10 protein-coding genes are annotated in these 13099 nt (G+C 58.3%); 6 read left to right on the top strand and 4 right to left on the bottom strand.

Annotated elements, in window-relative coordinates:
* Nucleotides 1–212 precede the first annotated feature (212 nt).
* Together hflX and RDK48_RS14830 are read right to left on the bottom strand one after the other, a co-directional pair.
* Nucleotides 213–1742 (bottom strand): GTPase HflX, encoded by a 1530-nt coding sequence (gene hflX, locus RDK48_RS14835; protein WP_298996288.1) that lies wholly within the window; start codon nucleotides 1740–1742, stop codon nucleotides 213–215.
* Between the two features lie 250 nt (nucleotides 1743–1992).
* Nucleotides 1993–2580, bottom strand: a complete 588-nt coding sequence (locus tag RDK48_RS14830; protein WP_298996290.1) for an IMP cyclohydrolase — start codon at nucleotides 2578–2580, stop codon at nucleotides 1993–1995.
* A gap of 164 nt (nucleotides 2581–2744) precedes the next feature.
* Here RDK48_RS14830 and RDK48_RS14825 point away from each other — a divergent pair, with 164 nt between their 5' ends.
* The 5 genes from RDK48_RS14825 to RDK48_RS14805 all read left to right on the top strand — a co-directional run bounded on the left by RDK48_RS14825 (nucleotide 2745) and on the right by RDK48_RS14805 (nucleotide 8808).
* Nucleotides 2745–3551, top strand: coding sequence for an exodeoxyribonuclease III (locus RDK48_RS14825; RefSeq protein WP_298996292.1), 807 nt, complete (start codon nucleotides 2745–2747; stop codon nucleotides 3549–3551).
* A gap of 561 nt (nucleotides 3552–4112) precedes the next feature.
* Nucleotides 4113–6569, top strand: a complete 2457-nt coding sequence (locus RDK48_RS14820) for a DMSO/selenate family reductase complex A subunit (RefSeq protein WP_298996294.1) — start codon at nucleotides 4113–4115, stop codon at nucleotides 6567–6569.
* Nucleotides 6570–6607: 38 nt separating this feature from the next.
* The gene (locus RDK48_RS14815; RefSeq protein WP_298996297.1) at nucleotides 6608–7225 is read left to right on the top strand and encodes a DMSO/selenate family reductase complex B subunit; all 618 of its coding nucleotides are present in this window, start codon (nucleotides 6608–6610) and stop codon (nucleotides 7223–7225) included.
* Between the two features lies 1 nt (nucleotide 7226).
* Nucleotides 7227–8078 (top strand): DmsC/YnfH family molybdoenzyme membrane anchor subunit, encoded by an 852-nt coding sequence (locus tag RDK48_RS14810; RefSeq protein ID WP_298996299.1) that lies wholly within the window; start codon nucleotides 7227–7229, stop codon nucleotides 8076–8078.
* A gap of 25 nt (nucleotides 8079–8103) precedes the next feature.
* Nucleotides 8104–8808 carry a molecular chaperone gene (locus RDK48_RS14805; RefSeq protein ID WP_298996301.1) on the top strand — a complete coding sequence of 235 codons (705 nt, stop codon included), beginning with the start codon at nucleotides 8104–8106 and terminating at the stop codon, nucleotides 8806–8808.
* Nucleotides 8809–8970: 162 nt separating this feature from the next.
* Here the strand turns inward: RDK48_RS14805 and RDK48_RS14800 are convergent, their stop codons facing one another.
* The gene (locus RDK48_RS14800) at nucleotides 8971–9300 is read right to left on the bottom strand and encodes a pseudouridine synthase (protein ID WP_298996303.1); all 330 of its coding nucleotides are present in this window, start codon (nucleotides 9298–9300) and stop codon (nucleotides 8971–8973) included.
* A 155-nt stretch (nucleotides 9301–9455) separates the two neighbouring features.
* The gene (locus tag RDK48_RS14795; RefSeq protein WP_298996305.1) at nucleotides 9456–10550 is read right to left on the bottom strand and encodes an efflux RND transporter periplasmic adaptor subunit; all 1095 of its coding nucleotides are present in this window, start codon (nucleotides 10548–10550) and stop codon (nucleotides 9456–9458) included.
* 286 nt (nucleotides 10551–10836) lie between these two features.
* On the opposite strand from RDK48_RS14795, the gene speA reads away from it, so the two are divergent.
* A complete protein-coding gene (gene speA, locus RDK48_RS14790) occupies nucleotides 10837–12753 on the top strand; it encodes a biosynthetic arginine decarboxylase (RefSeq protein ID WP_298996307.1) in 1917 nt (638 codons plus the stop codon).
* The last annotated feature ends 346 nt before the right edge of the window (nucleotides 12754–13099 follow it).

Raw genomic sequence — 13099 nt, 5'->3', positions numbered from 1 at the left:
CCATAACCGGCCCCACCTTGCCGCGCGCCGCGCAGGCGTCCCAAACTCCGCCGGAGGGCGGAACTCAGTGCCCGCAGGGCAGTAAAAAGAATTAGTTTCTGGCAGGTTAGGCGTGACCACGCCGTGCAGGCGTCCCAAACTCCGCCGTGGGCGGAACTCAGTGCCCGCAGGGCAGCAAAAACAATCAATCGCCGCCGTGCAGGCATCTCCCCCTAATTCAACACTGTCGGCGCATCAGACGCGATCATGCTCGCAGGATGCCGCAGCAACAAAAGCTCCAGCTCCTCCAGCAAAGCCTTGCAGCCCTCGCCGTTCTTGGCGGAAATCGTCAACGCATGGGGAAAGGCATCCGCCAGCTCCGCGCGAGCCGGGGCTTCCAGTTGATCCCACTTGTTCAGAATCATCAGACGCGGCATGCGATCCAGTTCCATTTCGGCAAGGATGGTTTCCACAGCGCTCATCTGCTGCAAAAGGTCAGGATGCGAGGCATCGGCAACGTGCAGCAAAAGGTCCGCGGCTTCCAGCTCCTCAAGGGTGGCACGGAAAGCGTCCATCAGTTCCTTGGGCAAATTGCGGATAAAGCCCACGGTGTCGGCCATAATGATTTCTTTTTCCGCAGGGAAGCGCAGCCGCCGGGTGGTGGGGTCAAGAGTGGCGAAAAGTTTGTTTTCGGCCAGCACTTCCGAGCGGGTAAGCGTATTGAGCAGGGTGGACTTGCCCGCGTTGGTGTAGCCCACAAGGGCCGCCAGCGGGATGCCCTGACGCGAGCGCCTGGCGCGGGTGAACGAGCGCTGCCGCCGCAACTGGTCAAGCTCTTTGCGGATGCGGGCCATGCGTTCGCGGATTTTGCGGCGGTCGGTCTCCAGCTTGGTTTCGCCGGGGCCGCGCCCGCCAATGCCGCCCATGAGGCGGTCCATGGCGCGATTTTTACCCACAAGGCGCGGCTGCGTATAGCGCAACTGGGCCAGTTCCACCTGGAGCTTTCCCGCGCGGCTCACCGCATGCTGGGCAAAAATATCCAGAATAAGCTGGGTGCGGTCAATGACCTTGCGCTCGGTGATGTCTGCCAGGTTGTGCAACTGAGCGGGCGAAAGCTCGCCGTCAAAAACCATCATGCCTGCACGGCCTTGCAGGGCCAGCACTTCAAGTTCTGCCACCTTGCCCTTGCCCATGATGAGGCGCGGGTTGATCTGCGCCACGCGTTGCACCATGCGTCCGGCAACGGTCAAGCCTGCGGTGCGGGCCAGTTCCGCCAGTTCGTCCAGATTGCGTTCCTGAATGATGCGTGGCTGCGTGCCTACAGAAACCAGCATGGCGCGGGGGGTATCGTCCGCCTCGCGGGCGTCCTCGGCCTTGCGGGCAAGCTCTTCTTCCAGGGCTTCGGCAGTGGCGACAAACTGGGATTCCGTGCGGTCCCATGGCTGGGGCGTATCCAGATGATAGGGCTGGCCGCCCGAAGGATTGGGCAAGAGATGGGCCGCCTGCCACTGCACGGGCTCGCCAACCGGGTTCACGGTGAGCGCCACCACGGCATCCAGCCGCAGAAACAGCATATCCATCAGGTCTTCCTGGCTGATGCCGCCGGGGGAAAGGTGGGTGTGCAGCAGGCGCAGGCCGCGCAGGCGTTCCTGCCCGCTGCGACCGCGCGGCAGTTCAGGGATCATGATGCTGCCCGCTTCGCCCACAATAACCATCTGCACCCGGCCCTTGCGGTCAATGAGCAGGCCCAGTTGCCGCCCCACGGCGCGTGAAAGCAGGGAGAGTTCCCGCGCCTGGTCAACGGTGTAGACTTCTTCCGCCGGGAAACGACGGTTGAACAGACGGGTGAGTGCTGCAAGCTGGCTCGGCTTGAGCCCCTGAACGTTACCTTCTGGCTTTGGGATGGGAAGCTCCTGAACGAAAAAATGTTAACCGCACCCGCAACCACTGTACCTCAAAAGGGGCAGGGCTGCGGGTGCGTGAACAAATGCGGTGCGTGGGCTGTGTACAAGCCTAGGGACGCAGATACGAGGTGATCAGTGCGTCATAGCGCGAGGTTGCCTCAAAAGCGCGCGAGGCCATGACCTGCCGGAACTCAAGGCCCACAGTGGTGTCTTTTTCCATTTCTTCCATGGCGGCGGTGTACCACTGCGGCGAGGGCAGCACCAGAATGCTGTGGAAGTTCTTGGCCGCAGCGCGCAGCATGCAGGGGCCGCCGATGTCAATTTCCTCCACGGCCTGCTCAAGCGAGAGGTGGCGTTCCACCGCGCCTGCAAAGTCGTAAAGGTTGACGCAGACAAGGTCAAAGGGGCGAATGCCCTTTTCCGTCAGGGTCTGCATGTGCTGCGGCTCGTCCTTGTTGGCCAGAATGCCCGCATGAATCTTGGGGTGCAGGGTCTTGACCCGGCCACCCAGAATCTCTGGGAATCCTGTTACCGTGCTTACTGCGGTAACGGCCAGCCCGGCCGCCTCAAGGGCCTTCTGGGTGCCGCCGGTGGAGATAAGCTCCACCCCCCGCGAGGTAAGAAACGTGGCAAACTCCACAAGGCCGCTTTTGTCCGTAACGCTCAGAATAGCGCGACGAATTGGCAAAATATCCATAAGCGACTCCTTGAAAAATGTCCCGAAAAGGGTTTGGCGGCGTATATACGCCCACATTCCTGATACCGCAAAAAGCCCGTTCTGGCAATGCGTTGCAGATAAAGCCATCCCTGAGGCCCCTTGCCCGCAAAACAAGGCAAGGCTATGCTGCGGCAGGAGGACGTATGCAGCTCAAGCTTGTTTCATGGAATGTCAATGGTCTGCGCGCCGTGGCGGGCAAGCCCGAATGGGAATGGTTTTCGCGTACTGAAGCGCAGGTTGTGGCCTTGCAGGAAACTAAGGCCCACCCTGACCAGTTGAGCGAAGACGTGCGCGATCCTGACGGCTGGGAATCCCACTGGTCGTGGAGCACGGTAAAAAAGGGATACTCGGGCGTGGCGGTATTCAGCAAGATACCTTCGCTGAATGTCAGCATAGAGCTGCCCCAGCCGGAATTTCAGGGCGAGGGCCGTCTGCTGCATCTGGAGTACCCGCAGTTCCACTTTTTTAATGGCTACTTTCCCAATGGCGGTGCGGAAGAACTGGACGACAACGGCAAGCCCACGGGCCGCTTCAAGCGTGTGCCGTACAAAATGGGCTTTTTCGACGCCTTTCTCGCCTATGCGGAAGAATGCCGCAAAAGCAAGCCTATTGTGGTTTGCGGGGATTTTAATATAGCGCACAAGCCCATTGACCTCGCGCGCCCCAAGCAGAACGAAAAGTATACGGGTTTTTTGCCCGAAGAGCGGGCCTTTCTGGATCGCTTTACAGCCATGGGCTATGTGGACACCTTCCGTCATGTGCATGGCGACAAGGCAGACAGCTATTCCTGGTGGTCGTACAAGAGCCGCGCACGGGAAAAGAACGTGGGCTGGCGTATCGACTATTTCTTTGTATCGCAGGAGCTAGTGCCAGCTGTGCGCGACGCCTGGATTGAAACGGACGTCTTTGGTTCAGACCACTGCCCCGTGGGGCTGTGCCTGGAATTCTAAGGCCGCAAGTCATTTATGCCGCCGGGCTGGAATAGCGTGGTTCCAGCCCGGCATTTTTTTGCCTGAGGCCTGCCCCCTCACAGGGTAGTACCGGGCAGAACAAATCCATGCATTCTCCGCAATCCCGATCGTAAACTGCTCATATTTTTCTGAACATGCTGCGCAAGCGGCTATCCTGAAAATGCAAAGTTGCTCAAAACGCCTGCGTTGAGGCCGACTCCGGCGGTATTGCCTTCCTGTAAAATGGAGGGTAACAGTAACGGTTATGGCAACGAGCGTGAATATTGCGGTTTTTCAACCTCGCAACAGCCTGAATAATGTGCAAGGAACAGTAGCTCCCCACTTTTGAGGCGCTCCATCTGACGGAGCGCGCCCGCCAGGAACCATCGCCCACCCCGTGGATTTTGTCCGATACTCCTGAGTGCCAATACGTGGTCTATGTCCTTTTGATTCAGTCCTGTCTTCACCTGCTCTTGGGTTTGCCCCTACTCTGATTCCCCCCTCCTGTCCCGGAGGGGAAAGGTTACCTTGCCGCGTCTGCGGCACAGAATGAGGATTGTGATGAAAAAATATTCCGACTCCACCCCGCCTTTGCTCGCGCACAGGGAAGTGACCCGGCGCGAAGTTCTCAAGTGGTGTACCGCGCTTGGCGGTGCATCCCTTTTGCCATTGGGCGGTGGTTTGCCCCTTGGTCTGGCCCGTGCCGCCACCCAGCCGCCGTATGGCGCGGGCGAGCAGTGCTTTTATTCCGGCTGCGTGGTGAACTGCGGCTCGCAGTGTACGCTGCGCGCCTTTGTCAAAGATGGCCGCGTTACGCGCGTGGAAACGGATAATTCCGATGACGGCCCCAACAACAGGGCCATCCGCGCCTGTCTGCGCGGGCGTTCAATGCGTAAATACACCTATTCGCCCGACCGCATTAAGTACCCCATGCGGCGCGTACCCGGCGCCAAGCGCGGCGAAGGAAAGTTCGAGCGCATTTCCTGGGACGAAGCCCTCGATACCGTGGCCAAGGAATGGGTGCGCGTGCTGAACACCTACGGACCGGAGTCCATCCACCGCATGTACGGCTCGGGCACAACGTCCAGCGGCATGACGCGCCGCAACGAATTTTTCAGGCTTGCCAATTTGCTTGGTGGGCATCTGGACGAATACGGCACTTACAGCACTGCCCAGATTGCAGCAGCTATTCCCTATCTTTATGGGAACAATGAAGGCAACACCATCAACGACATGGCGAACTCAAAGCTTATCGTCATGTTTGGCTGCAACATTCTTGAAACCCGCCAGAGCGGCGGCGGCCTTTCTTATGAGCTGTTTGAAGCCAGAAAAAAGGGCAATGCCCGCATCATCATGGTTGATCCCCGGTATTCGGATTCCATGGCAAAGCTGGGGGACGAATGGGTGCCCATCCGCCCCGGTTCTGACGGCGCGCTTATCGCGGCCATTGCCTATGTGCTCATGAACGAAGGTCTGGTTGACCAGCAGTTTGTGGACACCCACTGCCTTGGTTTTGACGAGGAGCACATGCCCGAGGGCGTGCCCGCAGGCAACAGCTACCGCGCATACATCATGGGCGAAGGTCCGGATAAAACGGCGAAAACACCGCAATGGGCGGAAACCATCACCGGTTATCCGGCGGAAAAGATCATCCGCCTTGCCCGCGAGATCGGCTCCACCAAGCCCTGCTGCGTCATTCAGGGGTGGGGGCCGCAGCGCCACGCCAACGGCGACACCATGTCCCGTTCCATTGCCATGCTTGCCATCCTTACCGGCAACGTGGGCATTGCCGGGGGCGGTTCCGGCAGTGCGGAAAGCGTGAGCCAGATTGGTTTTCCGCGCATGCCCGAAGGCACTAATCCGGTCAAGACGCGCATTTCTTTCTACACCTGGGTCAACGCCATTGATGACTACACCCAGGTGACTGCCAAAAAGATGGGCCTGCGCAACAAGGAAAAGCTGGATCACGGCATCAAGTTCTTGTGGAACAGCTCTGGCAACGCCCTCATCAACCAGCATTCGGACATCAACGGCACCCGCAAGATTCTTGAAGATGAAAGCAAGTGCGAGTGCATTGTGGTGGTGGAAAACCGCATGACGGCTTCGGCAAAATTTGCGGATATCCTCCTGCCTTCCGTGACGCCACTGGAACAGGACGACATCATCCAGCAAGGCTATCAGGTGGATCAGAGTTCCCTGCTCATTGGCCGCAAGGCCATTGAACCCCTGTTCGAGACCCGCTCGCAGTATGATATCTGCGCGGCCCTGAGCGAAAAAATAGGCAAGCTTCTGGGCCTGCCCGATCTGACGGCAAAATATACCGAGGGCCGCAGCCAGCTTGACTGGGTGAAGCACCTTTACGCCCAGGCCCGCGCCAAAAAACCGGAACTGCCGGAATCCTTTGACGAAGCTTCAAAGATCGGCCTGTTCAAGTGGTTCCCCATGCCGCAAAAGGTCGCCTACAAGGCCTTTCGTGACGATCCGGCGGCCAATCCGCTCAAGACGCCTTCGGGCAAGATCGAAATATTCTCCAAGCGCCTGTGGGACCTTAACCAGACATGGGAATTGCCCAAGGGCGACGCCATCTACGCCTTACCCGTGTATGAAAAAACATGGGAAGGCCCGTGCGATTATGAGGGCATGAAAAAACATCCCTTCCAGCTCATCGGGCATCACTACAAGGGGCGCACGCATTCAAGCTACGCCAACATTCCCTGGCTTGAACAGGTTGCCCCGCAACAGCTCTGGATGAACGAGGCCGATGCGGCGCAGCGTGGCATCAGGCACAACGACATGGTCAAGGTTTTCAATGACCGCGGCGCTGTGGTCGTGCGGGTCAAGGTGACGCCGCGCATCATGCCCGGTGTGCTCAGCCTGCCGCAGGGCGCATGGTACACCCCGGACAAAAACGGCGTGGATCAGGGCGGGTGCATAAACACCCTGACAAAAACGCACATGACCCCCTTGGCCAAGGGCAATCCGCAGCACACCAATCTTGTGGATGTGGTTAAAATCTAGCCTGTTGCGCGGAACTGTCTGCATTGAGGAGATTTATTGTGAAACAGCCGGCTTTTTATATAGATATGACAGCCTGCACGGGCTGCAAAACATGCATGGTGGCCTGCATCGACGGCCATGACCTGCCCCAGGGCGTCATGTGGCGGCGCGTGGCGGAGTACACGGGCGGCAAGTGGGTGCGCCGCGCCAACGGTACGTTCGATCAGAACGTGTTTTCCTACTATACGTCCGTCAGTTGCAACCACTGTCAGAACCCCGTGTGCGTGAAGGTTTGCCCCACCACAGCCATGCACAAGGACGAGCAGGGCATTGTGAGCGTGGACCCCGACAAGTGCGTGGGGTGCCGCTATTGCGAGTGGAACTGCCCTTATTCCGCCCCTCAGTATGACAAGCAGATGGGCAGAATGACCAAGTGCGATTTCTGCAAGGACAGGCTGGCAGCCGGGCTCAAACCCCTGTGCGTGGAAGCCTGCCCCATGCGGGCCATCCACTTTGGCGAATATGAAGACCTGAAAAAGCAGTTCGGCGATGCCGTGCATGTGGCTCCGCTGCCGGAGCAGAGCGTGACCTCCCCCTGTCTTGTGATTACGCCGCCCCACAATGCGCAGCCTGTGGGCAGCAACATGGGCAGCATCCGTAATCCGGAGGAAATGTAACATGGAGTATCTTCAGGAATTTCCACTGGTATTCTTCACCTTGCTGGTGCAGATGGCCGTGGGCATGGTGCTGGTGGGCAAGTGCGTGCTTGGCAACGAAGCCGACCGCGCACTGCGCGAAGGCGTGCGGCGGCAGAATGTGGCGGCCCTGCTTCTGTTTGCCGTGGCCGTGATCATCAGTTTTGTGCATCTGGGCACGCCCCTGCATGCACCCTTTACCTTGCTGCACGTGACGCAGTCGTGGCTCAGCCGCGAAATTCTCATGATCGGCCTTGTGGGGATTGCCCTGCTGTGGCTGGTGGTGGTCGGGCGCAAAAAGCATGCGGTGGATGGCGAGAAGAAAGCCATGATCGTGGCGGGCCTGTGCGGCATAGCGCTGCTGTTCGTCATGAGCTGCGTTTACAATCAGGCCACAATGCCCGGCTGGCGCAACTGGGGCGTTTTTACAGCCTTTTTGGCTTCCACATGTCTGCTCGGCGGATCCTGGCATGGCGTGGTGCTGAGCCTGCGCAAGGAATCCGCACCCGTGCGCGCACTGGGCCCCTGCCTTGTGTGGACGGTACTGGGCCTTGTGCTTATGGCCGTGAGCTTGCCGCTGGCAATGCCTGAGCAGTCTGCCCTTGTCAATCCGGGTTCCCGCCTGCTGCCTCCGGCGTGCATTGCATGGTCGCACGGATTGCACGCGCTGGCATCGGGTCTGGGCGTTGTGCTGCTGGCTCTGGCTGCGGCCCGTGGCATGCAGGGCAAAGGATTTCGTCCGGCGCTGGCGGTTCCCGCATTTTTCCTGATTGTTCTGGGAGAAGTGTTCGGGCGGCTTGTTTTCTATCTTTCCTATTCACGCCTGGGCATGTAGGCACGGCAAACTCTACGGGGGCCAGATGGCCCCCGCATCAATACATATGGAACAGGAACAGTTGACGCAATACGTTGTGGCCTTGCAGTTTTGCAGCCGCATTTTCCAGAATTCGCCAAATGAAGACCTGCTGCGCGGCGTCATTGGCGGCGGGCTTTTGCAAGGCTTTGGTGCTTGGGCATGTTTCAGGCCTTCAGAGCTGGCTGAAAAGCTTTGGGGCGAGGTTCTTGATCCGGAGGGCCGCACTGCCGCCCTTACGGCAGCCTATCCGGCAGAGGCGGCGCAGGACTCCTGCCGCGCGCTGTATCTGGATCTGCACATGGATCATCTGGCCCTGTTTTCCGGGCCGCAGCCTGCCGCCGCGCCGTGGGAATCCGTGTGGCGGGAGAAAGACCGTCTGCTTTTTGGCCGCAGAACCCAGGAAGTGCGCGACAGCTACAGGGAGTGGGGCATTGCCGCAGAGCGGGACGGGCACGAGCCCGAGGACCATCTGGGGCTGGAACTGGCCTTCATTCTTTTTCTTGTGCAGAACATGGACGGGGCCGTTGCCTCAAGCCAGGGGCAATCCCCGGAGGCTGCGCTGGCGGCTTTTATGGACGAGCACATCCTGGCCTGGGCTGGAGACTGCCTGAAAAAGGCTTCGGAATGCGCCAATACGGTGTTTTACCGCGAGATGTTGGCTCTTTGTTGCCTGCTGCTCGGAAACGTGCGGGCACTCATTCAGGAATAGCCTGTACAGCGCACGCCAAAAGGATTTTGACCAACGACAAAAGCCGTTCCTTGCCGAAAAAGGTGGGAACGGCTTTTGTTTGAGCAATTTGCCATCCGGCGAAATACAAGGGCGAGCAATTCTCGTTAGAAATTGCTCCGTTGGGGCGAGGACAGCCCCGGTCTAGTCCAGCAGGCCCAGCAAACGCGCAACGCGCTGTTCGTTCAGGCCGCTATGCACCTGCACAAGATCCTGACTGTGCTGCATGGCTTCCTGCTCCACCTGAGCAAGGGCCTGACGCATTTCATCAGAATTGAGCATGTGCGGGGTGCCGGGAACAGTCTGTTCCAGAACCGGCGCGGCGGAGGTGTTGACGTCATCGTCAGCGGGCGCTGCCGGGGCCGCGGGGGTACTTTCTGCCCTGTTCACGGGCAGCATGGAGTTGACCCTTTCCTGAAAGGTAGGAAAAACAGGCCCCAGATCATTATTGCGAAAACGGAATTCCAGTTCCATCGGGCTTCTCCTCAGGCTTGACGCCTTGCTGCGTCATTGCACTCGCGCTTGAGCGCGCGGCGGCCATGTGGAAAAATTGACCGCCTGTTGGTATTGCCCGAAAATATGCAAATATCAGGCCGTTGTGTGCGGCACTGGTTTGCTTCTGTAAAGTTTCAGTCCATGATCTTGACCATCAGGCCCGGAGCCAGCCGTACCTGACCATCCACCACAATTTTGTCGCCTTCGGTCACGTTGCCGTCCACAACCGTGCGGTCAGCGTATTCAAACAACGGCCTCACCTTGCGATAGCTGGCCCGGCTGTCCTTATCCACCACGTACACGTAGGATTCGTCCCGGCCAGACTGCACGGCACGTGTGGGCACGGTCAGAGCCCCGGCGGCCATGCCCAGCGGCAGCTCCACCTGCACAAACTGCCCCGGCCACAAACGGCGCTGGCTGTTTTCAAAGGTGGCGCGCAGCCGGATGGTGCCGGTACGCGTGTCTACCGTATTGTCCACAAGGGTGAGAAGGCCTTTTTCCGTCGCGCCCCCGGCAGGAGTCGCAGAAACCGGTACCGTTGTTTGCGCCATCTGTTCTATGATGACAGGCAGATGCACCTCTGGCACAGAAAAGCCCACATAAATGGGCGAAAGCGTGTCTATGCTGACAATAACCGTGGCGTCAGCTGATTTGACCATGTTGCCCTTGTCCACATTGAGTGCGCCCACTCGCCCGCTGATGGGAGCCACCACCGTGCAGTAGCTGAGGTCAAGGGCGGCGCTTTCCACAGCTGCCTTGTCAGACTGCACCGTGGCGCGCAGGGCCGCCGCATCGGTCGCGGTCTTCTCATAGGCATCGCGGCTTACGTAACCACCGCCCACGAGCTTGCCGTAACGGTTCATGTCGTCTTGGGCTTTGGCAAGCTGCGCCTGCGATTTGGCAAGTTGCCCTTTCTTTTCGCGCAGGGCCGCCTCAAATGGGCGGGGGTCAATGGTGATAAGCGGGGCGCCCTCGCGCACATCCTGACCTTCGGTAAAGTGAACCTGCTGAATTTCGCCCGTTACGCGGGGCTTTACCCCCACAGAGGCAGAAGCCCGCACGTTGCCCACAGCATGCAGCAGGCGCGGCACATCGACCCGTGCAACGGCTTCAACCCGCACAGGGGCAGACGGCACAGCATTTTTTTTGCTGTCGTCTTGCGAGCAGGCCCCAAGGGCGAGCAGAAAAAAAAGCAGGAGGAGAGGAAGGGGATTCTGGGCTGGTTTCATGGCGTTCCCCATAAGTGTGAAATAGCCGACATAAGGCCGTTGCGCGCAAGAGAAAAAATGAAGCAAGGAGTACCCGCCGTCAAGAAGATAGTTAGCCACGCACCTAACAATCTGCTCTTGCCGCCCTTTTGGCGATGATTGACATTCGGCACGGTCACGGCATAATTACGCCGCATTTTTTGTGCAACCATCTGCGGTCGTTTTTTGAACGGCGGCAACCTAACGCTCCATTTTCGGAGCTGAATCAACATTATATATGCGCCTTGCGGCGCTCCAGGAGCAGGAATTGGCAAAAAACCGCGCATTGCAGCAGTGGCGGGTGGAAGATTCCATCGAACTGTACGGCATCCGTAATTGGGGTGCCGGGTATTTTGACGTGTCGGATGCGGGTGAAGTTGTGATTTGTCCGCAGGGGCCCAAGGGGCCGCAGGTTTCGATACCGGAAGTTATCGCCGGGCTGAAAGAGCGCGGGTATGATATGCCCGTGCTGTTGCGCGTGGAAAACATTCTGGATTCGCGCATTGCCAATATCCACGAATCATTCCGCAAGGCTATCAAAAATCTGAATTATACGGGTTCGTACCGTGGCGTTTTTCCCATCAAGGTCAACCAGCAGCAGCAGGTTGTGGAAAAAATAGCCCAGTTCGGCTCCACCTACCATCACGGCCTGGAGGTCGGCTCCAAGGCGGAACTCATTGCCGCCGTGTCGCTCATGCGTGACCGCGAGGCCTGCATTGTCTGCAACGGCTACAAGGACGAAGAATTCATCGACCTTGGCCTTCAGGCTCTGCGCCTTGGCTTTAACGTGCTCTTTGTTCTCGAAATGCCCAGCGAGCTGGAAGTTGTGCTTGAGCGCAGCAAGGCGCTCGGCGTGCGGCCCAACATCGGCGTGCGCGCCAAGCTGGCCGTAAAGGCCAGCGGCCACTGGACGGATTCCGGCGGCGAACGCTCCACCTTTGGCCTTTCACCCGCGCAGATCGTAGACGTTGTGGATACGCTCAAGGCCAACGACATGCTTGATTGCTTCAAGCTGCTGCACTACCACCTCGGGTCGCAGGTTTCCAATATTCGCGACATCCGTACCGGTGTCATGGAAGGCGCGCGTCTTTACGTGGGCCTGGTGCAGGAAGGCGCCCCCATGGGCTATCTTGACCTTGGCGGCGGTCTGGCTGTGGACTATGACGGTTCGCACACCAACTATGTTTCGTCGCGCAACTATACGCTCGACGAATACAGCGCCGACATTGTTGAAGCCATCATGAGCATTCTTGATGAGCAGAAGATCCCGCATCCGCACATCATTACGGAATCCGGCCGCGCCACAGTGGCCTACTATTCCGTGCTGCTCTTTAACGTGCTTGATGTGAGCATGGTGGAAGAAGTGCAGCTGCCCGATACCCTGCCCGAGGGCACGCCGGAGCCTGTGCTGAACCTGCGCGAAACCCTTGCCAACATCACCCTGCGCAATTTGCAGGAGTGCTATAACGACGCCATTTACTACCGGGACGAGATGCGTCAGCTGTTCTCGACAGGGCGGGTGAATCTGCGTCAGCGCACATTGGCCGAGCGGTTTTTCTGGGCCATCATCATGCGCATTGCTCAGGAGAAAACACGGCTCAAGACGATACCTCGCGATCTTGCGGACATCGATGTGAGCCTTGCCGACATCTATTACGGCAACTTCAGCGTGTTCCAGTCCTTGCCCGACTCCTGGGCCATTGACCAGCTGTTCCCGGTTATGCCCGTGCATCGGCTCAAGGAATTTCCTTCGCGGCAGGGCATTATTTCTGATATTACCTGCGATTCTGATGGCCGGATTGACCATTTCATTGACCCGCAGGGCATGAAGCCCACCCTTGATCTGCACCCCTTACGGGACGGCGAGGAATATTACCTTGGCGTGTTCCTGGTGGGTGCGTATCAGGAAACCCTGGGTGATCTGCATAATCTCATGGGCGACACCAACGTTGTTTCCATCAGGGTGCGGGATGACGGCAATTATGAGTATGTGCGCGAAATCAGGGGTGACTCTGTGGCGGATATTCTGAGCTATGTGGAATATGAGCCGCGCCGCATTCTGGAAGATCTGCGCAGTACGGCGGAGCAGGCTGTGCGGCAAGGGCGGATTTCGGCCAGCGACCGGTTTGCCATTATGCAGGCATTTGAAGACGGTTTGCGCGGGTACACCTATTTTGAACGGTAGAGGCTGCGCAGGGAAGTCTGTGCGGTAGAAATAAGACAGTAAGGATGGGAGAGTTTGGCGGCGGGGTGAGCCTGTCGTGCGCATTTACGCAAACCCGACTTTTTTGACCTGACTGCGTTAAAATCCTGTTTTTGATGCTCACGTACACGAGTACGCTGCGCTCAAAAACAGGATTTTTCCTTGTCCGGCCAGAAAAATGCGTATTTTGCAAATTCACTCAACACCATCCATCGCCCTCGCTTCGCTCCGGCGAGTATAAGGAAGGCAACGCCACGACCTGCTTTTGATGATGGCTAGTGGGTGAAAGGCAGTTAAAGGCAAGAAAGTCAGAAAAGGCAAAAGAGTC

This window comes from uncultured Desulfovibrio sp. (genome assembly GCF_902477725.1).
In the GTDB taxonomy this organism is placed as follows: domain Bacteria; phylum Desulfobacterota; class Desulfovibrionia; order Desulfovibrionales; family Desulfovibrionaceae; genus Desulfovibrio.
The sequence above is the reverse complement of the archived record's forward strand: the minus strand, read 5'-3'. Positions and strand labels throughout refer to the sequence as shown.